17 protein-coding genes are annotated in these 22,845 nt (G+C 69.1%); 9 read left to right on the top strand and 8 right to left on the bottom strand.

The annotated features are described in order from the left end of the window. Positions 1–11: 11 nt before the first annotated feature. The 4 genes from AC1DBD_RS13275 to AC1DBD_RS13260 form a co-directional block, all read right to left on the bottom strand. Positions 12–2,741, bottom strand: coding sequence for a helix-turn-helix transcriptional regulator (locus AC1DBD_RS13275; protein ID WP_476982295.1), 2,730 nt, complete (start codon positions 2,739–2,741; stop codon positions 12–14). 289 nt (positions 2,742–3,030) lie between these two features. Next, entirely contained in the window at positions 3,031–3,663 is a 633-nt protein-coding gene (locus tag AC1DBD_RS13270) for a GNAT family N-acetyltransferase (protein WP_441418741.1), read from the bottom strand. A 186-nt stretch (positions 3,664–3,849) separates the two neighbouring features. Next, positions 3,850–6,021, bottom strand: a complete 2,172-nt coding sequence (gene malQ, locus AC1DBD_RS13265; RefSeq protein ID WP_476982294.1) for a 4-alpha-glucanotransferase — start codon at positions 6,019–6,021, stop codon at positions 3,850–3,852. Between the two features lie 7 nt (positions 6,022–6,028). Next, positions 6,029–6,568, bottom strand: a complete 540-nt coding sequence (locus AC1DBD_RS13260) for a hemerythrin domain-containing protein (RefSeq protein WP_476982293.1) — start codon at positions 6,566–6,568, stop codon at positions 6,029–6,031. Positions 6,569–6,746: 178 nt separating this feature from the next. Here AC1DBD_RS13260 and AC1DBD_RS13255 point away from each other — a divergent pair, with 178 nt between their 5' ends. From AC1DBD_RS13255 to AC1DBD_RS13235, 5 genes are all read left to right on the top strand, one after another. Then, positions 6,747–7,100 (top strand): TraR/DksA family transcriptional regulator, encoded by a 354-nt coding sequence (locus tag AC1DBD_RS13255; protein WP_441418738.1) that lies wholly within the window; start codon positions 6,747–6,749, stop codon positions 7,098–7,100. 24 nt (positions 7,101–7,124) lie between these two features. Continuing rightward, positions 7,125–7,925 (top strand): M50 family metallopeptidase, encoded by an 801-nt coding sequence (locus AC1DBD_RS13250; RefSeq protein WP_476982292.1) that lies wholly within the window; start codon positions 7,125–7,127, stop codon positions 7,923–7,925. Between the two features lie 99 nt (positions 7,926–8,024). Then, positions 8,025–9,092, top strand: coding sequence for a glutathione S-transferase family protein (locus tag AC1DBD_RS13245; RefSeq protein WP_476982291.1), 1,068 nt, complete (start codon positions 8,025–8,027; stop codon positions 9,090–9,092). Between the two features lie 47 nt (positions 9,093–9,139). Then, complete coding sequence (locus tag AC1DBD_RS13240; protein WP_476982290.1) at positions 9,140–10,300, top strand: serine hydrolase domain-containing protein; 1,161 nt, start codon at positions 9,140–9,142, stop codon at positions 10,298–10,300. A 49-nt stretch (positions 10,301–10,349) separates the two neighbouring features. After that, positions 10,350–11,558 carry an FUSC family protein gene (locus tag AC1DBD_RS13235; RefSeq protein ID WP_476982289.1) on the top strand — a complete coding sequence of 403 codons (1,209 nt, stop codon included), beginning with the start codon at positions 10,350–10,352 and terminating at the stop codon, positions 11,556–11,558. 92 nt (positions 11,559–11,650) lie between these two features. Here the strand turns inward: AC1DBD_RS13235 and AC1DBD_RS13230 are convergent, their stop codons facing one another. Genes AC1DBD_RS13230 through AC1DBD_RS13220 form a run of 3 tightly spaced genes read right to left on the bottom strand, consistent with a single transcriptional unit; the run spans position 11,651 to position 15,279 of the window. Further along, positions 11,651–12,565, bottom strand: coding sequence for a MaoC family dehydratase (locus AC1DBD_RS13230; RefSeq protein ID WP_476982288.1), 915 nt, complete (start codon positions 12,563–12,565; stop codon positions 11,651–11,653). Continuing rightward, complete coding sequence (locus AC1DBD_RS13225) at positions 12,562–13,902, bottom strand: 3-oxoacyl-ACP reductase (protein WP_476982287.1); 1,341 nt, start codon at positions 13,900–13,902, stop codon at positions 12,562–12,564. Before AC1DBD_RS13225 ends, AC1DBD_RS13230 begins: the two co-directional genes overlap by 4 nt. A 9-nt stretch (positions 13,903–13,911) precedes the next feature. After that, positions 13,912–15,279 carry an acetyl-CoA C-acetyltransferase gene (locus AC1DBD_RS13220; RefSeq protein WP_476982286.1) on the bottom strand — a complete coding sequence of 456 codons (1,368 nt, stop codon included), beginning with the start codon at positions 15,277–15,279 and terminating at the stop codon, positions 13,912–13,914. Positions 15,280–15,341: 62 nt separating this feature from the next. Here AC1DBD_RS13220 and AC1DBD_RS13215 point away from each other — a divergent pair, with 62 nt between their 5' ends. Beyond that, a complete protein-coding gene (locus AC1DBD_RS13215) occupies positions 15,342–16,082 on the top strand; it encodes a TetR/AcrR family transcriptional regulator (protein ID WP_476916718.1) in 741 nt (246 codons plus the stop codon). 97 nt (positions 16,083–16,179) lie between these two features. Then, positions 16,180–18,339 (top strand): acyl-CoA dehydrogenase family protein, encoded by a 2,160-nt coding sequence (locus tag AC1DBD_RS13210; RefSeq protein ID WP_476982285.1) that lies wholly within the window; start codon positions 16,180–16,182, stop codon positions 18,337–18,339. A 116-nt stretch (positions 18,340–18,455) separates the two neighbouring features. On the opposite strand, the gene glgA is transcribed toward AC1DBD_RS13210, so the two are convergent. Continuing rightward, positions 18,456–19,655 (bottom strand): glycogen synthase, encoded by a 1,200-nt coding sequence (glgA, locus tag AC1DBD_RS13205; protein WP_349627356.1) that lies wholly within the window; start codon positions 19,653–19,655, stop codon positions 18,456–18,458. Positions 19,656–19,757: 102 nt separating this feature from the next. Here glgA and glgC point away from each other — a divergent pair, with 102 nt between their 5' ends. Both glgC and AC1DBD_RS13195 read left to right on the top strand, forming a co-directional pair. Then, on the top strand, positions 19,758–21,176 hold the full coding sequence (glgC, locus tag AC1DBD_RS13200) for a glucose-1-phosphate adenylyltransferase (protein WP_441418728.1): 1,419 nt from the start codon (positions 19,758–19,760) through the stop codon (positions 21,174–21,176). A 99-nt stretch (positions 21,177–21,275) separates the two neighbouring features. Then, complete coding sequence (locus tag AC1DBD_RS13195) at positions 21,276–22,769, top strand: SDR family NAD(P)-dependent oxidoreductase (protein WP_476982284.1); 1,494 nt, start codon at positions 21,276–21,278, stop codon at positions 22,767–22,769. Positions 22,770–22,845 lie beyond the last annotated feature (76 nt).

The following is a 22,845-nucleotide window of genomic DNA, read 5'->3' as shown; positions in this document are numbered from 1 at the left end:
CCGCCGGCCCCCTAGGCAAAGGTCATCTTCAGGTCGGCACGGCTGGAGACCTGAAGCTTTCCGTAGATCTGGTAAAGATGGCCCTCCACCGTCCGCACGGAAATGCACATTTTCGCGGCGATGGCCTTGTTGCTCTCACCCGCGGCCGCCCGCTGGGCTACCTCCTGTTCGCGCGCTGTGAGCGTCGGTCCGTCCTCCTCCGCCGGCAGGACGCCCATTTTCTGGACACTGCTGCTGATCCGGTGTCTGGCTGCCCGGGCCGCGGCCCGGTCCCCCGCGGCGTCGGCAACCTTCTGGGCCTCCCTGGCGGCGTCCCTGGCGAACAGGTCATCACCTATCCGGGCGGCGGCCTCAGCGGCCTCCAGCAGCACGGCGCTGTCCTGTTCCACAATGCCCGTTCCGAACAGGTGAGTGACGTCCGCGAACTGACCCTGGACGGCAGCTGACGCCGCGACCAGCCGCGGGGCAGCGCCCCGGCAGCCTTGGCGCACGGCAGCGCAGAGGAAGAGCAGTTCAGGGAGTTTCGCGCCGCGTCGGCGTTCCTCCTCGGCGCGTTCCAGCAGTCGCACGCCCGCCTTTTCTTTAGACGCCAGCTCGGCAGAGGCGAGCACCTGAAACAGTGAACGCACGCTCAAGGAGAGCTGAGAGGGGCAACGTCCGTCCAGCTCCACAGAGCGCAGATACTGGAGGGCTTTGTCGTTTTCCCTGAGCAAGGCGTAGCAGTAAGCGATCGTGGCACTGGCCAAAGCCTGCGCTCCGGACGTATCCAGCTGCCCCAGCTGACTATGTGCCGGCAACAGCCTTTCCAGCGCACGCTCCGCCCGGCCGCAGTACGCGTCAAGAGCCCCCTGGGCGAGTTGGTCCAATGCGACGGCGGCGACGGCGGCGATCCCGTCGCCGAACCGTCCCGCATCGGGGCTATGGCAAAGCTGGGGATCTGAGGCCGTCCCGAGGAAGACGCTTAACAGTGCCTGCTCCGCTGACCTGGCATTGACCGCCGCCAGCTCCTCCGCGGTGAAACGCATCTGCATGTCGTGGACAAGGGCCCGGGCCTCCGCATGGCGTCCCACAATCGTCCAGGCTTGCCATAGGAGCGTGGCAGCATGCACCTTATTGCCTTGGGTCGCGCATGCGGGATAGAGCCGGCTCAGCGCATCCGTCGCCTGCCGGTATCTGCCCTCGCCGAGGTCCAGTTCGGCCCTGGCCAGGGCGACGTCCTCCCGCAGCGCGGCGATACCGGCCGCGTCCTGGACAGAGGCGGCAGCAGATCCGTTCAGCCTCGCTTCCACCCGGTCCAACGCGGCGCGGGCTTCCGGTCCGCGGCCTGGACGGGATGCGAGGACGGAACTGCGCACCAGCATCGCCTCAACCCAACAGCCCAGCGCAAGGTCCATGGCGTCAAGGGCATCCGGCGACAAGAGCTGTTCGGCCCTTGCGGCGTCCCCCAAGGCTGCGTACGCCCGGCCCTGGTGGGCCAAAGCGGTGCCGCGTTCCTTCGGAGCCAGGAGCTCCACGAACCTCAGGGCCTGCTGCGGCTGACCTGCGAGATTGGCCAGCCGGGCAGCATGCCTGGCCTCCTGAGGGGACAAGGCCTCCCCACAGTCGAGGGCCCACCGGGCCAGCTCCAGGGTTTCCGTGGCCGACCTGTCAGTTGCTCGTTGGGTCTGTGCAGCGAGCCGTCGCAGCGTCCGGCTGCGGCCGTGGGGGACGCGTTGGCGGATCGCGCGCTCCGCCAACGGGTTCGAGAGTCGGACAAGGGGCCGCCGGTCGGTTGCCAGGTCGAGGCAGCCCCGCCGGGTGAGGGAGTCGAGGGCTTCGGCGCTGCACAGGCGCAGGAGGGTGTTCAATGGCATTCCGCCGCTGAGCGCCAGCAGCTCAAGGACCTGTTGCTCGGCCTCGGACTCCGGGTTGGCCCAGGCGCTGACGGCGTCCCGGGAGCATGCGCCGTACACGAATGTGCCGTTGGTCAGCACCCAGACGCCGGCGTCCTCAATGAAGGTGCCGGCGTAAATCTGATCGCGCAGGATCAGTTCGAGCGCCCGCGGATTGCCGCGGCTGGCCCTCCAGAAAGCCACTGCTGCGGCAGTTGAGACCTCGGCGGCGCAGAAGCTGCGCAGCCACTGGCTTGCCTCGGCGAGGCTGAAAGCGCCCACGTCTGTCCGACCGATGAGCCTGTCCTTCCACAGCGACACCAAGTCGCCCGGAGCCGCCAGCAGATCCTCTCCCGTGGCCAGCAGGCGAACGGTTCCATGGACGGTCAGTCGGTTGATGACGAGCGCGGCGAGCTCGTCCAGGCCTTCGGTGTTGTCCACAAACAGCACGATGTTGCGCCCCTTTGCCCGGTCCCGCAGCAACTGGGCAAGTCCGGCCACCACCTTTAGCGGATGTTCGGCGCATCCTTCGTCGAGGTCGTTGAGCAGCGATCCCAAGGCGCCATAGGGCGTCGACGCCGAGGTGGAACTGCCATTTACTTGCACCACAAGGTAACTGTCGTCCAGCCGCTCCAGCGCCTGGCGGGCCAGAAAGGTCTTGCCCACTCCCGGCGCCCCGACTACCACCGCGCCGCAGGAGCCGCCGGGTGAGCCGCGGCCGGTCAGGGAGCCCAGGATGTCCTCGACCAGGTCCTGCCGGCACCATGCGGGACGGGAAATCTGTTTAACCCCGTCCGGGGCATCGGAATCACGATTTTCAGGGTTGCCTGCGGCAACAGAAATTAAGACGGCAGCATTTGAATCGAACATGAGGTGAGACCTTCGTATTCAGTTGGAGACCCAGTAGCCCCAACCTACGAACGGCGCTGCGCAGGTACACGAGTAACGTGTACTCGATTTACCTGCCCCGGTCCTGATGGCGGACGGCAACGGTACTCAACCTCTTGGATCTACTACCTACCCGTCTCGTGACCGCCCTTCGGCGACGCCGCAAGTACCGTCACGCCTCTATCTCTGGCGCGCGGGGAGGAGGTGCCGGACATGGTGCTCCAGAATCTCGCCGGAGCCGTGAGCAAAGCGAGCGTCCCCCGGCCCGGACCTAGACGGCGAGCAGCCCGGCGGGCCTCTGCCCGGACAGGGAAGCCAGCGCGCGGGGACGCAGCTCCGGCCACTCCTCGGTCAGCAGCGACAGGATGACGAAGTCGCGCCAGACGCCGTCGGCGTTGCGGGAGGACCGGCGCCGGGTGCCTTCGGCAGTGAAGCCGAACCGGGCCAGCGAGGCCAGCGACCGCTGGTTGCGGCTGTCCACGTCGCATTCGACCCGTCCAGCCCCGCAGGAGAACAACCAGTCGAGCAGGGTGATCTTCACCTCGTGGTTCACCTTCGCTCCCCAGAGGTCCGGGTCCAGCACGGTCCGGCCGATCTTCACGCGCTCCGTCCTCTCGTCGTGTTCGGTGATGCCGGTGGTTCCGACGAAACGGGACTGTCCCAGCGGGAGCTGCTGGTACACCGAAAACACCTGCAGCCCCGCGAAACGGCGGTCCACGAACGCTGACAATTCGGCCTCACCCGCGGGCCGGGCCTCACTGTCACTAAAGCCTTGGGACCAGATCTCGTCGCGGGCCAGAAGGCGCGCCAGCGGCTCGACGTCGAGCGGTGTGAATGGTGCCAGGACGAACCTGCCGGTGGCCGTCTGAAGGGTCGGCAGGGTGTCGGGAAGGAGCAGCGCCATTGCGGCCTTTCTGGTGCGCGGTGAAGCGTGGGGAGTAGGTCGGCGGAAGCCGTATGTGTCCGCAAATTTTCGGCGGCAAGAGAAATTATCACCCCGATGCCGCAGTCCGCAACGACACGCTGGCCGCGGCTGTGCGGCAGCCCATCCGCAGCCGGTTCAGCCAGCTGCCGGCCGGCCACGAACGACTTATCCGCGGGGGTGGAGGGCCTGCTGGACCGTGCCGAGGAGCGAACGGAACCTTGCGTCCTGAGGCAGTTCCTCGATCAGCACGACGCCTTCCGGCCCGGCCAGTGGTATCCGCCAGTTGGGGTACTCCGTGCTGGTGCCGGGCTGGTTCTGCGTGCGGGTCTCCCCCACGGCGTCGACCAGCGCCACACCGAGCAACGACGACGGCGTGAGGGCGGTGAACGCGTACAGCGCCTCCACCGTGGCCTGCTCCCCGGCCTCCGCCGCTGCCGGCAGCAGCCCGCGCTCCCGGACGAGCTCCAGCACGGCTTCCTGCTCTGCGGCGTCGGCGGCGCGTTCTTCCGCGACCGGGCGCCGCAGCAGCCCGAGCGACTCGCGGAGCGTCACGTGCGCGCCGGCCAGGTAGCCTGCGGTAGGAGGCAGGTCGTGCGTGTTGACACTGGTGAGGCACTGCTGCCGGTAGCGTTCCGGCGCCAGCGGCCCGTCGCCGTCGTGCTCGAACCACAGGATCGAGGTGCCGAGGATGCCCCGTTCGGCCAGGTAGTCCCGGACCCAGGGTTCGAAAACGCCGAGGTCCTCGCCGATCACCACTGCCCCCGCGCGTTGGGCCTCGAGGGCCAGGATGCCGATCAGCGCTTTGTGGTCGTAGTACACGTACGTGCCCCCGCCCGGCCCGGCGCCCTCCGGGATCCACCAGAGGCGGAACAGGCCCAGGACATGGTCAACCCGGATCCCGCCGGCGTGGCGCAGCACGGTCCGCAGCATGTCCCGGTAGGGGGCGTAGCCGGCCTCGGCGAGCCGCCCCGGGTGCCACGGCGGCTGGGTCCAGTTCTGGCCCTGCTGGTTGAACATGTCCGGAGGCGCGCCAACCGTCACGCCGTGCGCGAGGACGCCGGACAGGGTCCAGGCGTCGGCGCCGCCGAGCTTCACCCCGACCGCAAGATCATGCACGACGCCGATGTCCATGCCGGCCCGCCGCGCGGCGTCCTGCGCCGATTCCAGTTGCTGGTCGCAAATCCACTGCAGCCAGCGGTGGAATTCGATCCGGTCCGCGAGCGCGGTCCGTTGGGCGGCGCAGTACCCGGTGTCCGGGGAGGCAGCGGCGTCCGCCCACTCGGGCGCCGGGGGGTCGAGTCTCTCTGCCAGGGCGCACCACAGCGCGAAGTCGTCGAGCCCCTGGCCCTGGTCCCGGCAGAAGTCGCTGAACCGGCGTGAACGGGAGGGTCCCCGCCGGACGCGGAACACCCGCTCAAGCACCGCCAGCTTTGCCTCGTAGCTGGAGTTGCGGTCCAGCAGGGACGCCTCCCGGTTGGCGGCCCGCAGGCGGGTCGCGAGGCTGTCCGCCTCGGCCAGCGCACCGGGCTCCAAGTAGGCGTATTCCGGGATATCCTCCACCCGGATGTACAGCGGGTTGAAGAAGCGCCGGGTGGCCGGCAGGTACGGCGAGTCCTCCACCGGCGGCTGGGGCTCCGCGGCGTGCAGCGGGTTGACCAGGATGAACCCCGCCCCTTCCGCCCCGGCAACGGCGGCCAGATCGGCCAGGTCCGCGAAGTCGCCGATCCCCCAGGAACGCGCTGATCGCACGGAGTAGAGCTGGGCCGTGAGTCCCCAGTTGCGGCGTGCCGCCAGGGCTGCAGTGGTCCGCAACCGCCCCGGAGTGACCACCAGCGGGCACTCTGCCGCGGTGCCGGCCGCGTCCGCCTGGATGGTGTGCCAGCCGATCGCCAGCCCCTCCGGGATGGCGAAGCTCGCGCGCCCGGTCAGGACGCCGTCGACCTCTTTTGGCTCCTCCCAGTTCTCCAGCTGCCGGACCTCGTGCCGGGCGCCATCCTCGGCGACGACCCGGACATTGACGTCGGTCCCGTGCGGGACGTGGACATCGAAGGATGCCGCTGCTCCCTCCCGCGCCACCACGACCGGCGGCAGGAACCGGCGCCAGGGGGCCAGCTCGGCTGCCTCCAGCGAGCGCTTGATCTCCCCCGGACCGGCGGAGGCAACGCCCAGGGCGGTGAGGACCCGGCGAAGGGTGTCCGCGGCAACGGAGCGCTCCACCCCGTCCCAGCCCCAATAGGAGGTTCCCACCCCGTGGGCCGCTGCCAGTTCGCGCAGCAGCGCGTCGGCGTCGTCTGCCGTGGCGGGGTGGTGGTCAGCCGGTTCCGTGCCGTCCCTCATGGGCGCGTCAGCCGTTGTCCGGGCGCGCCGGCGGTTCGGCACCGTGGGCGGCATGGATGTGGGCCTCCCCCACCAGCTCGTGCAGGCCGGCGACGGAGGCGGCGAGGCTGAGACCGGGCGATTCGACAATGAACGGCATCAGCAGCCGGTTTTCTTTCTCCAGGTGCAGGGCGAAGACCTGTCCGATCGTGCCGGCGGCGACGGCGGCGTCCACTCCCTGGGCGGCGCGGAGGCGCTCCACGAGGCCGACTATCGCCTTGTGTTCGGCGAGCATCCCTGCCACCAGCAGCCGTCCCTCCGGCATAGCCCCCGGTCCGCCGTACAGCGGGCCCTCCTCGGCAAGCGCATGCGGGACAAGTTCGGTCTCGCACCATTCGACCAGCACCTCGTGGGCCTCGTGCTCCGCTCCGGTGTCGCGGGCCTTCACCGCGCGGGTCAGGGCGGCAATCAGCGCCTCGAGCCGTTTGAGCATCCCCGCATGGTGCGTCTCCACGGCTGCGAGCGCCCCGGCTTCTTCCTCGGGTTTCTTGGGAACCGGCGTGTCCATGGCGTCTCCCTGGCTGGGCGGAACTCGGGTCCTGCTGAATCTGATCCAACTGTACGGCCGGCCCGGTTCCCGCGAACAGGCCTTTCGGCCCCGCATGCCGCCCGGACCTGCCGGCAGGGCCGGGGCGTTTTGGGGCGGTTTCGACGCTTCCCGGCCGGCCGCGCTAGCCTTGCACCCTATGATCGACGTCGAACGGTTCCGGATCCTCCTCAGCCAGGAGCGCGAGCGGAAGCTTGCCCTGTTGCCCGCCCTGCGCAGGGACATCACGTCGGTGAATGCCGCCCGGCAGGATTCCAACGTCGACGACGAACACGATCCGGAGGGGGCGACGATCGCTTTCGAACTCTCCCAGGCCTCCGCGCTGCTGGAACAAAGCAGGGCCGGGCTCGCACAGATCGAAGCTGCGCTGGTCCGGATCGACGCAGGTAGCTACGGCATCTGCGAGGTGTGCGGCGGCCCGATTGCCGAGGGCCGGCTTGAGGCCAGGCCGTGGACGCCCTACTGCATCCGGCACAGCGCCGGCCCGGCATAACAGCGAAGGCGTAACAGTCCCCCCATGAGCAATGAGTCAACTGCCCTCGCCACCGACGACCTGGCCGGCACGTGGTGGCACCGCATTGTGGACGGGTTCAGCCACGCGCCCGCACCGGTGGTGACCGGAACCGAACTCCTGCTGGTGGTCGCCGTCGCCGTCGCACTCTCCCTGCCGCGCGCCAGCTGGCGGTACTTTGGCCTGCTCGCCACCGTGACGCACGAGCTGGGCCACGCCTTCGCCGCACTCATGACCGGCCAGCGGCTTGGCGGCATCAGGCTGAGCCTGGACCATTCCGGCACGACCACGAGCTACAGCCGCCGGCCCTTGGCCGCCGCCTGGTCGACATTCTGGGGCTATCCGGTCCCCGCCGTTGTCGGCGCCGCGATGGTCTGGTCAGGCTTCAACGGCTGGGGGCCGGCGGCGATGTCGGTCGGCACCCTCGTGTTGCTGCTTTCCTTCCTCTTCCTGCGCAACGGCGTCGGTGTACTGATCACGGCCGCGGCGGTTCTCGCCGCAGTGCTGCTGGTCCTCTTTGTCCCCGCGGTGTTTATTGGCCACGTGATGATCGGCCTGGGGCTGGCACTGCTGGTGGCTGCCGTCCGGGACCTGGGCAAGCTGGTGGCGGTGCATTCGCGGCACCGGAACCGGCTGTCGACGTCGGACGCGTACCTGCTTGCCCGCTCCACGCCCTTGCCGGCGTTTGTCTGGATCGGGCTGTTCGGCGTCGTGGTGGCGGCGGCCTGGTGGGTGGCATGGCAGCCGATGGCGCCGGTCGTCGCCGGCCTGTTCGGCCTCGTGGCCCAGGCTGCCCGGATGGGCTGATCTGCTGGGCTGATCTGCTGGGCTGATCTGCTGGGCTGACCGGGGCCGGTGCGGCCGGTCAGGTGCGTCCGGCTGGCCTGCTGCGCATAGGCTGGGAGCATGAGTGAGACAACCACGAAATCGGACCAGGCCTTCAGCACGCGGGGCGCCTATGTCACCGGCGGTGCGGAGTTCAACCGGGACACCAACTACATCGAGGACCGGATCACCCGCGACGGCGCGCCCGGGGCCAACGGGGAGCCCGGCTGGCCCGTCGAACCCGGCCGTTACCGGCTGGTCGCGGCGCGCGCCTGCCCGTGGGCGAACCGGACCGTGATCGTGCGGCGCCTCCTCGGCCTCGAAGACGTGATCTCTCTCGGCCAGCCAGGCCCCACCCACGATGCACGCTCCTGGACCTTCGATCTGGATCCCGGCGGCAAGGACCCGGTCCTGGGCATTGAGCGGATCCAGGAGGCCTACTTCCGCCGTTTCCCGGACTATCCCCGCGGCATCACGGTCCCGGCGATCGTCGATGTGCCCAGCGGCGCAGTGGTCACCAACAACTTCCCGCAGATCACCCTGGACTTCTCCACCGAGTGGACGGAATTCCACCGCGACGGCGCCCCGGATCTTTACCCCGAAGCCCTCCGGGAGGAGATCGACGCCGTCAACAAGCGGGTCTTTACCGAGGTCAACAACGGCGTCTACCGCTGCGGTTTTGCCGGCTCCCAGGACGCCTACGACGCGGCCTACGACCGGCTTTGGACGGCGCTGGACTGGCTGGAAGAACGGCTCACCGGGCAGCGGTACCTGGTGGGCGACACGATCACCGAGGCGGACGTCCGGCTGTTCACCACGCTGGCACGCTTCGACGCCGTCTACCACGGGCACTTCAAGTGCAACCGCCAGAAGCTCAGCGAAATGCCGGCGCTGTGGGCCTACGCCCGGGACCTGTTCCAGACCCCCGGCTTCGGTGACACGACCGACTTCGTGCAGATCAAGCAGCACTATTACATCGTCCACGAGGACATCAACCCCACCGGGATCGTCCCGAAGGGGCCGGAACTGGGCAACTGGCTCTCGGAGCACGGCCGCGAGGCCCTCGGCGGCCGCCCCTTCGGCAACGGCACGCCGCCGGGTCCCGTCCGGGCCGGCGAAGAGGTTACCGCCGGACACGGCGCGGGCTAGGCACCGGCCGCGGCGGGCGGTGCAGACGGCGGCGCTAGGGTGGGGCAATGGAACTTTCCACCCAGCCACACTCCGGACCGGCGGCCGGACCGCAGCTTTCCGTCGGGACCGCCGCCCCGGCGTTTGCCGCCGTCCGTGAACTCTTCGACACATTCCTGGCAGAGGATCCTGAGTACAGTGCCCAGTTAGCGGTGTACCGCGGCGGCGTCAAGGTACTGGAGCTCAGCGGCGGTCCCGGGCTGGGCCCGGGCGACATCACAGGTACCTACTCGTGTTCCAAGGGGGCGGCAGCCTTCGTCATCGCCCTGCTGGTACAGGACGGGCTGCTGGACCTGGACGCGGCCGTGGCGTCCTACTGGCCCGAGTTCGCCGCGCACGGCAAGGACCGGCTCACCGTCCGCCAGGCACTCTCGCACCAGGCGGGCCTGCCGGGCATCGCCGGCGGCTTCGCGCTCGAGGAGTTCGCCATGCCGGAAGCCGCCCGCCGTCTGGCCGCCGCCGCCCCGCTGTGGCGCCCGGGACGCACCTTCGGCTATCACGCGCTGACCATCGGCATCCTGATGGAGGAACTGTGCAGGAGGGTCGCCGGAGCCCCGTTGCAGGAACTCTTTGACGAGCGCCTCCGCCGTCCCTTCGACATCGATTTCTTCCTGGGCCTGCCCGCCGAGGAGGAGGAGCGCTTCCGCGAGGTGTTGTACACCGAGGACCCCGATGGCTGGCTGGACCCGCTCAGCCTGGCGGGACTGAACAGCAACGCGCCGGTCAGCGGCATCATGGAGCTGCCCAACCACCGCGTCATCCGCGCAGGCGGCATGAGCAGCGCCGGCGGGATAGGCTCCGCGGAAGGACTCGCCCGGCTCTACGCCGCAGCCACCACCGGAGTCGACGGCGGTCCGGGCTTCCTGGCGCCCCGGACCATCGGACTGATGGCGGAGGAGCAGGTGTGGGGCCTTGACCGTTCCTCCGGACAGGACAACGCCTTCGGCGTGGTCTTCATGAAGCCGCACCCGGGGCGGGACTTCGGCAGCCACCTCGCTTTCGGCCACGAGGGCGCCAACGCGGCCCTGGGCTTCGCCGATCCCGGCTACGGAATCGGCTTCGGCTACGTGCCCAGGCGCAGCGAGGAAGGACGCACCAACGGAAGGGCCCAACGACTCTCGGCCGCGGTGCGGAAGGCCTGCGCGTCGACCCCGCTGGCATCCCCGTAAGGGTTCGTCCAGTTGTAGCAGCAACGCCGCGGCCCTAGGGTGAGCCGGGATGGCAAATGCAAAAGAACACGACGACGGCGGCACCCACCCCTCCTGGGCCCGCAGGCTCGCGCGCACCGTGGCCGGGAGCGTCTCTGCCGCCCTGCTGTGGCCCCGGCTGCAACTGGCCACGAAGGCGGCCATCGCGGCGGGCGTCGCGTTCTTCATCGCCCCGTTTATGCCCGGCTCCGCGGCTGACTACCCGTACTACGCGCCCCTGGGCGCCCTGGTCGCGATGTACGAAAACGTCTCCGGCTCCATGCGCCAGGGAGTCCAGACGCTGGTGGGCCTGGCCCTCGGCATCGGGCTCGCCTTTGCGCTGTTCAGCTTGGGAAACCCGACGCCGCTGTCGGTCGCGATCATGATGGGACTCGGCGTCATCCTCGCCGGCCTGCCGAAGATCGGTTCCGGCAGCGACTGGATCCCGACGGCGGCGCTGCTGGTGCTGCTGGTCGGCGGCCACAACCCGGACAAGTTCTCGTTCGGCTATCTCTTCCAAATGGGCGTCGGCGTCAGCGTCGGCATCGTGGTGAACCTGCTCGTCTTCCCGCCGCTGCACTTCAAAGCCGCCGCCCTCAGCCTGGCCGAGCTGCGGCTGGCCCTGGCCCAACAGCTCTGGGATATGGGCAAGGCGCTCCGCGAGAACTGGCCGCCGGAACACGAGGACTGGTCCCGCCGCTCAGAGGCGCTCGCGGGGCGCGCCCGCTCCGTGCGCGTTGCCGTGCAGAAAGCCGACGCAAGCCGGCAAGCCAATCCCCGCCGCCGGCTGCACCCGCGGGACGTCGAGGAGGACTACCGCAACCTGCGTGACCTGGAGCGGCTGACCTTCCATATCCAGGACGTCACCCAGGTACTCTCGGACGTCATCTGGGCCAAAGACACCCCCTTCGTGATTCCGGACGGGTATGCCGAGCCGCTCGCCGAAGCCATGACCATGGCGGGCGACGTGCTCCGGGCTGCGGAGGAGGAGGAACCGCAGCGGCAGGCCGAACTCGTCGAGGAGGCTGACGCGGCGGTCAAGGCCTTCACCGCGCGAGTCGCCGCCGACGACCAGTCCGCCGGCGCCCCGAGCGCCGTCGAGTCAATCCTGCTGAGCCTGCACCGGATGCTGCGGGTAGTGAAGTCGGGTAACGCTGATTCCGGCGCCCCCAAATCCAGCGACGCGAAGTCCAGCGACGGCCACCGGGAACCGGACGCCTCCTCCGCCGGCACCAGCTAGCCGAACGGCACAGCCGCGCTCCCCGCCAGAACGACGGCGGCGGCCGCCCCCGAAATAGTCGGAGACGGCCGCCGTCGTTGTTCGGTGGCGCGCTATTTCAGCGACGCCACCGACCCGCTGAAGTGCTTGCGCCCCGAATGCGGGCTCCAGGCGACGTAGTCGGAGCGCAACCACGCGCCGTCGTCGCCCTGCACCGTGCTGATGTCCAGCGCGACCCGGGCCGGCAGGAACACCGGCGCCTCGAACGCCACGTCCCAGCTGAAGGCGTCGCCCTTGGCCGCGCCGACGTCGGCCAGCGCCCTGGAGGCAAGGTACATGCCGTGGGCGATGGAACGCCGCATGCCGAGGGCCTTGGCGCTGAGCACGCTGAGGTGGATCGGGTTGAAGTCACCGGAAACGGAGGCGTACGCCCGCCCGGTGTCCACGCCGAGCTGCCAGAGCGCCGTCGGGTTCGGGGCCCTGAAGCCATCGGACGCGGCGGCCGCGGACGGCTTGTCGATGCCCGGGAGGAACACGCCCTTCGCGAGGTAGGTGGACACGCCGCGCCAACGGACGAAGTCCTCTCCGGCCCCGCGCACTTCAGCCACAAGGTCCAGCTGGGTGCCGGCCCGGTGGCCGCGCAGGTTTTCCGCCCAGGCCCGGATGTCCAGGGCTTCGGAGAACAGCACCGGAGCGCTCTGGACCACCTTGTTGGTGAGGTGGATCATCCCCAACAACGGCAACGGAAAGTCGTCCCGGTTCATCACGGACATGGACAGCGGGAACGCCAGGGCATGGATGAACCCGGCCGGCAGCACGTCGCTGGCGGTCTCCCCGATCAGGTGCTGGTAGGCCGTCAGGTTGGCGACCCCGGCCGTCACGCCGCGCACCTCATGGCTGCAGCCGGGCAGTTCCGTGCCCGCGTGCGTTCCCAGCACCCGCCGGCGCGCAGCGGTGGCGGCAGCGTTGACGTACAGCTTGGACAGCGACGGCATCTCGCCCAGGAGGACGGGCTGAGTACCACTCATGCGCCCACCAGGTTCTGCCCGCAGACACGCAGCACTTCGCCGGAAATGCCGCCTGCGGCGTCGCTGGCGAGGAAGGCGATCGCCTCCGCCACGTCCCCGGGCTGGCCGCCCTGCTGCAGCGAATTGAGCCGGCGGGCCACCTCGCGGGTGGCGAACGGGATCCGGGCCGTCATTTCGGTTTCGATGAAACCGGGAGCGACGGCGTTGATGGAGCCGCCGTGTGCTGCGAGCAGCGGCGCCGTGGCACGGACCATGCCCATCACGCCGCCCTTGGACGCTGCGTAGTTGGTCTGCCCGCGGTTGCCGGCGATGCCGCTGGTGGAGGCGACGGAGACGATCCGCGGCGAGTTCCGGAAGTGCTCGGAGGCCAGCAGCGCCTCGTTGATCCTCAGCTGCGCGGCGATGTTCACGGCAATCACCGAGCTCCAGCGGCCCTGGTCCATGTTGGCGAGCAGCTTGTCCCGGGTGATGCCGGCGTTGTGGATCAGGATGTCCAGGCCGCCGTGGCGCTCCACGGCGTGGTCGATGATGCGCTGCCCCGCGTCTTCCCGGCTGATGTCAAGCTGCAGGGCGGTACCGTGCACCTCGTTGGCGACCCTCGCCAGGTGGTCCCCGGCGGCCGGGATGTCGACGACGACGACCGTGGCGCCGTCGCGGTACAGCGTGCGGGCGATGGCCGCGCCGATCCCGCGGGCGGCTCCGGTCACGACCGCGACCTTCCCTGCCAGCGGCTTCTCGGCGTCGGCAGGCAACTGGCCGGCCTCGGAGGAGACCGTCAGGAACTGGCCGTCCACGAAAGCGGAGCGGCCGGAGAGGAAGAACCGGAGGGCCCCGAGGGCGCTGGGGCTCGTAGTCCGTGCGCCGTCGGCGAGCAGGATGCCGTTGCCGGTGGCGCCGGCGCGCAGTTCCTTCGCGAGCGAGCGCAGCAGGCCGTCCACGCCCTGCCGGGCCGCCGCCGTGGCCGGGTCCGTGGTCCCGGCGGCGGCGCGGGAAACGGTCACCACGCGCGCGTTCGCGGCGAGGTCCCGGAGCGAGGCCGCGGCGCTGAGCACGGGCTTTTCAAGGTCCTCGGGCCGCGCGGCCTCGTCCAGCACCAGGATGATCGCGCCGAGTTTTTCGCGCGGCACGGCGTGGCGGCGGACGTCCAGGTTCCAGGACAACAGCGTAGCGGCGAGTTCATCCGCCCCGCTGCCGGCTCCCTGGACCAGGACGGGTCCCTGCACCAGCGGCTGGCCCGGCCGGTGGCGGCGGAGCACCACGGGCTGCGGCAGCCCGAGCTTCTTGGCAATGTCCTTGCCCAGGCCCCGGCTCACGAATTGGGTGTATTTGTCAGTCATCCGGTCCCCCTAGTGTGCTTCGAGAATAGCGACGACGCCCTGGCCGCCGGCGGCGCAGATGGAGATGAGCCCGCGCGCCGGGCGGCCGTCGACCTGTCCCTTGTCATGCAGCATCTTCGCCAGCGAGGCGACGATGCGGCCGCCGGTCGCGGCGAACGGGTGCCCGGCGGCGAGCGAGGAACCGTTGACGTTGAGCTTGGTGCGGTCGACGCTGCCCAGGGCGCCGTCGAGGCCGAGCCTTGTGCGGCAGAATTCCTCGTCCTCCCATGCGGCGAGGGTGCTCAGCACAGTGCCGGCGAAGGCCTCGTGGATTTCGAAGAAGTCGATGTCCTCGAAGCCCAGGCCGTGGCGGGCCAGCAGCCGCGGGACAGCGAACGCGGGAGCCATCAGCAGGCCGTCCTTGCCGTGGACGAAGTCGACGGCGGCCGCCTCGCCGTCGAGTACCGTGGCCAGCTTGGGCAGGTCGTGCGCGTCGGCCCATTCCTCCGAGGCGAGCAGCACGGTGGAGGCGCCGTCGGTGAGCGGGGTGGAGTTGCCGGCTGTCATCGTTGCTTCGGCTCCCAGGTTCTTGCCGAAGACCGGCTTGAGCCCCGCGAGCTTTTCGAGCGTGGTGTCGGGCCGCAGGTTGGAGTCCTTGCTGAGCCCGCGGTACGGGGTCAGGAGTTCCTCGAAGAAGCCGGCGTCGTAAGCGGCGGCCAGGTTGCGGTGGCTGTTGTAGGCCAGCTCGTCCTGGGCTTCGCGGGTGATCTTCCACTGCGCCGTGGTGAGCGCCTGGTGCTCGCCCATGGACAGCCCGGTCCGGGGCTCCCCGGTGTTCGGGGCATCCGGGGCCAAGTCCTTCGGCCGGAGCCGGCTCAGCACCTGCAGCCGCTGCGGCAGGGTCTTGGCCCGGTTCAGGTCGAGCAGGATTTCGCGCAGGCCCTCGCTCACGGCGATGGGGGCGTCAGAGGCGGAGTCGACGCCGCCGGCGATGGCGGAGTCGATCTGTCCCAGTTTGATCTTGTTGGCTAGCCCCAGGACGGTTTCGAGGCCGGTGGCGCACGCCTGCTGCAGGTCGTACGCGGGGGTTTCGGCGGAGAGCGCGGAACCGAGCACCGCTTCGCGGGTGAGGTTGAAGTCGCGGGAGTGCTTGAGCACGGCGCCGGCGGCAACCTCGCCGATCCGCTCGTCCTGCAGGCCGAAACGTGCGATCAGTCCGTCCAGCGCGGCGGTCAGCATGTCCTGGTTGGAGGACTTGGTGTAGGCGCCGCCGGTGCGGGCGAACGGGATGCGGTTGCCGCCGACCACAATGGCTTTGCGGAGTTGCGGCGCTGCGGCTGATCCTGCGCCCGGCGTGGTGTCCTTCGGTCCGGTCGCGGATGTTCCGTTTTCAGGCATGTGCTCTCTCCTTTGATCAAAGCGGATTACTGATACCCAGCGTACCTGATACGCTGGGTATCGTGAACATCCTGCAGGCGGAACCCCCCGGACCGGTCAGTGCCGGCATCAGTGCTGCGCGCAGCAACCCCGGCGACGCCTCGGGGAGCCCAGTCGATGGCCGGGCCTCCCGCTGGCAATCCCACCGAGAGGAACGGCGCCGGGAGCTGATCAAGTCCGCACGGAAGGCGGTCCACGCCCTGGGCAGCGAAGCCTCGATGGAGGACATCGCTGCAGCGGCCGGAACGTCCAAATCCGTCTTTTACCGCTACTTCGGAGACAAGGCCGGCCTCCAGCAGGCCGTGGGCGAAGTGGTCCTGAGCCAGATGCAGCGGCGCATCCAGGAGGCCGCGCAGAGCGCCCAGACCCCGCGCGAAGGGCTGTACGCCATGGTGTCCGCCTACCTGCAGATGGCCGAGACCAGCCCGAACGTCTACACCTTCGTCACCCGCTACGCGCCCGGCGAGGCGGAGAGCCACAACGGTTCGATCGCCGCGGCCGGGGCGCTAGGCCATTTCTTCGCGTCGATCAGCGAGATGATCGCGTTGCCCATGCGGAGCCAACTGCGTGCTGTCGCCGGTAAGGAAGCCGTGATCGGCTACTGGCCCAACGCCGCGATCGGGCTGGTCCGGAACGCCGGGGAGCAGTGGCTCGCCAGCCCGGACTCCCCCGCCAAACCCGGCCAGGAAGCGATGGCCCGCCAGATCACCGACTGGCTCTGCTTCGGCATCGCACCCGAACTCCAAGATCCGCCGGCCCCGTAGCCGCGTACCAGCTCCAACACGACCAACTGCCAGAGCACCAAAGACCAGAACCACCAACGACCAGAACCGCAATGTCAGTGCCAACGAAGGAATCGACATGACTGAACTAGCCGACCGCCCCGCGGGCCACCCCACCTCCCCGGCCCCCGCGCCCCGGACCTCGCCCGCCGCAGCTTCCGCTGCCGGTGCCCCCGCCGTCGACGTCGCCGCCCTCGGCGAACAGCTGCTGGGCAAGTGGGCCGCGGTCCGCCGGCAGGCCCGGGACCTGGCCGGCCGCCCGGAACTGCACAAGACCGAGGGGCTCACCCACACCGAACACCGCCAGCGGGTCTTCGGCCAGCTCAAGATCCTGGTGGAGAACGGCGCCGTGCACCGGGCCTTCCCTGCGGAGGTAGGCGGTGCGGACGAACACGGCGGCAATGTCGCCGGCTTCCAGGAACTCGTCATTGCCGACCCCTCGCTGCAGATCAAGGCCGGCGTGCAGTGGGGCCTCTTCGGCTCCGCGGTGAACCACCTCGGCACCGAGGAACACCACCAGAAGTGGCTGCCGGGCATCATGAGCCTGGACATCCCCGGCTGCTTCGCCATGACCGAGACCGGCCACGGCTCGGACGTCGCCAGTATCGCCACCACCGCCACCTACGACGCCGCCACCGGCGAGTTCGTGGTGCACACGCCCTTCCGCGCGGCCTGGAAGGACTACATCGGCAACGCCGCCATCGACGGCCTGGCCGCCGTCGTCTTCGCGCAGCTGATCACCAACGGCGTCAACCACGGCGTGCACGCGTTCTACATGGACCTACGTGACCCGGAGACCAAGGAGTTCCTGCCCGGCATCGGTGGAGAGGACGACGGCGTCAAGGGCGGCCTGAACGGCATCGACAACGGCCGGCTGCACTTCACCCAGGTCAGGATCCCCCGGACGAACCTGCTCAACCGCTACGGGAACGTCGACGCCGACGGCACCTACACCTCGCCGATCGCCAGCCCGGGCCGCCGCTTCTTCACGATGCTCGGCACCCTGGTCCAGGGCCGCGTGTCCCTCGACGGCGCCGCCGTGACCGCGTCCAAGCTGGCCCTCAAGACCGCCATCCAGTACGCCTCCGAACGGCGCCAGTTCAACGCCTCCTCCGCCACAGACGAGGAGGTCCTGCTGGACTACCAGCGGCACCAGCGACGGCTGTTCACCCGGCTCGCCACCACCTATGCCGCCAGCTTCGCCAGCGAACAGCTGCTGCAGAAGTTCGACGACGTGTTCTCCGGCCGGAACGACACCGACGAGGACCGCCAGGACCTCGAGACCCTGGCCGCCGCGCTCAAGCCGCTCAGCACCTGGCACGCCCTCGACACCCTGCAGGAGTGCCGCGAAGCCTGCGGCGGCGCCGGCTTCCTGATCGAGAACCGGTTCGCTTCGCTGCGCGCCGACCTCGATGTCTACGCCACCTTCGAGGGCGACAACACCGTGCTGCTGCAGCTGGTCGCGAAGCGCCTGCTGGCGGACTACGCCAAGGAATTCCGCAACGTGGACTTCGGCGTGCTGGCGCGCTACGTCGTCGGGCAGGCCACCGGCGCCGCCATCCACCGGACCGGCCTGCGCGGCGTCGCCCAGTTCATGGCGGACTCCGGCTCGGTGCAGAAGGCCGCCAGTGCGATCAAGGACGAGGCAGGCCAGCGGGCCCTGTTGACCGAGCGCGTCCAGGCCATGGTGGCCGAGGTTGGATCGGCGCTCAAGGGCGCGAACAAGCTGCCGCAGCAGCAGGCCGCCGCGCTGTTCAACAGCCACCAGAACGAGCTCATCGAGGCGGCCCAGGCGCACGCCGAACTGCTGCAGTGGGAGGCCTTCACCGAGGCGCTGGGCAAGGTCGCCGACCCCGGCACGAAGGCGGTCCTGACCTGGCTGCGCGACCTCTTCGGACTGTCCCTGATCGAGAAGAACCTGTCCTGGTATCTGATGAACGGCCGTCTCTCGATGCAGCGCGCCCGCACCGTGGGCGAGTACATCAACCGGCTGCTCGTGAAGATCCGCCCGCATGCCCTGGACCTGGTGGACGCTTTCGGTTTCGGCCCGGAGCACCTCCGCGCAGCGATCGCCACCGGGGCGGAGAAGACCCGCCAGGACGAGGCCCGGGAGTTCTTCCGCCAGCAGCGTGCCAGCGGCCACGCCCCGGTTGACGAGAAGATCCTGCTGGCCCGCACGGCGCGCGAGGCGAAGGCCAAATCCGGGATGGCCGCTTCCGGCAAGGCGCGGCGCGGCTAAGCAACAGCGCCGCTAAGAAAGCAACCGAGCTCAAAAACAGCAGAGCCTAAAAACAGCACGGCACGACGACGGCGCCGCCCCCTTACCCTGGGCGGCGCCGTCGTCGTGCTGCGTCACTACTGCGGAAGAACCGAGCGGTAGACCTCGAGGGTGGTTTCGGTGATGGATTCCCAGGAGAAGTGCTCCTCGGCCCGGCGGCGGCCGGCCTGGCCCATCGCGCGGGCGCGCGCCGGGTCGGAGACCACCTCGGTCAGGGCCGCGGCAAACTCCGTAACGAACTTCTCCGGATCGAGCGGGGTGCCGGTGCCGTCGGTGACCTGCTCAAGCTGCACCAAGAGTCCCGTCTCGCCGTGCTGCACAACTTCCGGGATGCCGCCCGTGGCGCTGGCCACCACCGCGGCGCCGCAGGCCATCGCCTCCAGGTTCACGATCCCGAGCGGTTCGTAGATGGACGGGCAGGCGAACGCGGTGGCGTGGCTGAGGACCTGGATCAGCTCGCGGCGCGGAAGCATCCGCTCCACGAGGATCACGCCGCTGCGCTGGCCCTGCAGTTCCTCGATCAGGCGGGCAGTCTCCGCGGCGAGTTCCGGCGTGTCCGCGGCGCCGAGGCACAGCACCAGCTGGACGTCGGCGGGAAGCTTCGCAGCGGCCCGGAGCAGGTACGGGACGCCCTTCTGGCGGGTGTTGCGCCCCACGAAGACGACGCTCGGCCGCTCCGGGTCGATGCCCAGGGCGCGGACCACGTCCTCGTCTTCGTCGCGGTTCCAGAGGCTGACGTCGATGCCGTTGTGGACCACTCGGACCTTCGCCGGGTCCACCTCCGGGTAGCTGCGCAGAATGTCCTGACGCATCCCTTCGGACACGGCGATGATCGCCGCGGCGGACTCGTAGGCGGTCTTCTCCACCCAGGAGGACAGGGCATAGCCGCCGCCGAGCTGTTCGGCTTTCCAGGGCCGCAGCGGTTCCAGGCTGTGGGCGCTGAGCACGTGCGGGATGCCGTGCAGCAGCGAGGCGATGTGCCCGGCCATGTTGGCGTACCAGGTGTGCGAATGCACGAGGTCCGCGCCGGCGATGTCCGGGACGATCCTCAGGTCCACGCCGAGGGTCTGCACCGCGGCGTTGGCGCCGGCCAGGTCCTCCGGCACGGCATAGGACGTTACGGTGGCCCCGTGGTAGTCCGGAGTGCGCGGGGCACCGAAGGCCCGCACCTGCAGATCCACCCTCTGGGCCAGCACACGGCTGAGTTCGGCCACGTGGACGCCGGCGCCCCCATAGATTTCGGGCGGGAATTCCTTGGTCACAATGTCTATTCGCACAAACCCCAAGGTAGTCCTTCCGGCTGATCTGTTCTAGTGTGAAGAGGTCCGGGCACACCGGACGGTTTTTGGGGAGCAACGAAGGCGTTCAGGAGCGATCACATGCCGCAGCAAAAGAAAGTCTTGGCCATTGTCCTCGCAGGTGGCGAGGGAAATAGGCTGATGCCGTTGACGGCCGACCGGGCCAAGCCGGCCGTTCCCTTCGCCGGAAGTTACCGGCTCATTGATTTCGCCCTTTCCAACCTGGTGAATTCCCGGTATTTGCAGATTGTCGTCCTGACGCAATACAAATCCCACAGCCTTGACCGGCATATTTCCGAAACGTGGCGCATGTCCACCCAGCTCGGCAACTACATCGCCTCCGTACCCGCCCAGCAGCGCGTCGGCAAGAGCTGGTTCCTGGGCAGCGCCAACGCCATCTACCAGTCCCTCAACTTGATCCACGACGCCAACCCCGACATCGTCGTCGTGGTCGGCGCGGACCACGTGTACCGCATGGATTTCGCGCAGATGGTCGAGCAGCACGTCGCCAGCGGCGCGAAGGCGACGGTGGCGGCCGTACGGCAGCCGTTGCACATGGCCGACCAGTTCGGCGTGATCGAGGTTGACCAGGAGAACCCGGAGAAGATCGCGGCCTTCGTGGAGAAGCCGTCCTCCACGCCCGGGCTCGCCGCGGACCCCACGCAGTTCCTGGCATCCATGGGCAACTACGTTTTCAACGCCGACGCCCTCGTCGAGGCGCTGCACGTCGACGCCGAGCGGCTCGACACCAAGCACGACATGGGCGGGGACATCATTCCCTACTTCGTCGACCAGGGCGAGGCCGGGGTGTATGACTTCACCCTCAACGACATCCCCGGCTCCACCGAGCGTGACCGCACCTACTGGCGCGACGTCGGCACCATCGATTCGTTCTACGACGCCCACATGGACCTGATCTCCCCCGTGCCGGTGTTCAACTTGTACAACTCGGAATGGCCGATCTACACGCGCCAGAGCATCTCGCCGCCGGCCAAGTTCGTCCGCGGCGAGGGCGGCACCGTGGGCACGGCGCTGGACTCGATCGTGGCCAGCGGCGTCGTTATCTCCGGCGGCATCGTGGAAGGCTCGGTGCTCTCCAACGACGTCTACGTCGGCACGGCCAGCCGGGTCCTTGACTCGGTGCTGATGGACAAGGTCCAGGTCGGGGCGGGCGCAGTGGTCAAGCGTGCCATCGTCGATAAGAACGTCCGGATCCCGGCCGGTGCCGCGATCGGCCTGGATCCCGAACTGGACCGGGCGCGCGGGTTCAAGGTCACCGACTCCGGCATCACGGTCCTGTCCAAGGGCCAGGAAGTTCCCGAGCCCGGCGACGCCGAACGTTCCCTCTCCGCGGCCAACCTGTACCTCGTGCCGGATGCCGTGAAGACCGCCACCGAGAACTGGCCGGCCGGCCGCGAGTCCGTGGAAAAGGTCGGCGAGGTGCACGCCGCCGCCGTCGGCGTCGAGCCTCCCGGGAAGTCCTCCACCAAGGCGTACTAAGCCGCGGGCCTGAGCCGGGCCGCCGGTTGGCCGCCCGGGTTCCGGGTCGCCAATCTGCGGCGTCGGGTCGGGGCCGTTGCAGGCTGTAAAATTAGCCCAATGAGCTCTCCCGATCTGCCCTCCGTGCCGGCCAGCGATTCACCGGCCCCGGCTGAGTTGACCCCCGCGGAAATCGCCGCCTGCCTCAAGGTGCTGAACAGCATCCACGTTTACGACGAGGAACACCCGGACTACGTTTCGATCCGCCGCGCGACCGGGAAGATGTTCAAAGCGGTCAAGCGGCACCGCCGGAGCACGAAGCGGGACCTCATCGCCGAGGCGGACCGTGCCGTCATCGCCCAGACCGCGACCGCCGCACCGGACCGGATCGATGACGAGACCCGCGGCAACAAGCTGGCGACCTCGGCCACCGGCGAGGTCGCGGGCCACCTGATCAGGTCCCGGCCCTGCTACATCTGCAAGCAGCACTACACGCAGGTGGATGCGTTCTACCACCAGCTCTGTCCCGAGTGCGCCCTCTTCAGCCACAGCAAGCGCGATGCCCGGACTGACCTGAGCGGCCGGCGTGCGCTGCTGACCGGAGGACGGGCCAAGATCGGCATGTACATTGCCCTCCGGCTGCTCCGCGACGGCGCCCACACCACCATCACCACGCGCTTCCCGAAGGACGCCGCCCGGCGCTTCGCCGCTATGGAGGACAGCGCCGACTGGCTGCACCGGTTGCGGATCGTCGGCATCGACCTGCGTGACCCCTCGCAGGTGATGGCCCTGACGGACTCCCTCGACGCCGCGGGCCCGCTGGACATCATCATCAACAACGCCGCCCAGACGGTCCGGCGCTCGGGCAACGCATACAAGCCGCTGGTCGACGCCGAGGACGAAGCCCTGCCCGCGGAGCTGCAGGCAGCCAACGGCGGCCCCGAGCTGGTCACCTTCGGCCACGCCCACGACAAGCACCCGCTGGCCCTGGCCAGCTCGGTCCTGGACCATCCCGTGCTGGCCGGCGACGCCATCACCTCGCTGGCGCTGTCCACCGGCTCCGCCTCGCTCGAGCGGATCGCCTCCGGCACCGCGATCGACGCCGGCGGCCTGGTTCCGGACCTCGCCAGCATCAACAGCTGGACCCAGGTGGTGGACGAGGTGGACCCGCTGGAGATGCTTGAAGTGCAGCTCTGCAACGTCACCGCGCCGTTCCTGCTGGTAAGCCGGCTGCGCGGGGCGATGAGGCGCTCCACCGCACGGCGCAAGTACATCGTTAACGTCAGCGCAATGGAGGGCCAGTTCTCCCGCGCCTACAAGGGACCCGGTCACCCGCACACCAACATGGCCAAGGCCGCGTTGAACATGATGACGCGGACCAGCGCCAAGGAAATGCTCGATTCCGACGGCATCCTGATGACCGCCGTCGATACCGGCTGGATCACCGACGAGCGGCCGCACTACACGAAGGTCCGGCTGATGGAGGAAGGCTTCCATGCGCCGCTGGACCTCGTCGACGGCGCCGCGCGGGTCTACGACCCGATCGTCATGGGCGAGTCCGGCGAGGACCAGTACGGCGTTTTCCTGAAGGACTACAAGCCCAGCCCCTGGTAGGACCGGGGCCGCCGGGTCCGGTGTGCCGTGGACAAGCGGGCCGTAGTCAAGCGGGCCGTCCGTCCCGGCGCCACGG

This window comes from Arthrobacter sp. 10T419 (assembly GCF_056394105.1).
This window is presented reverse-complemented; position numbering and strand designations above follow the sequence as displayed.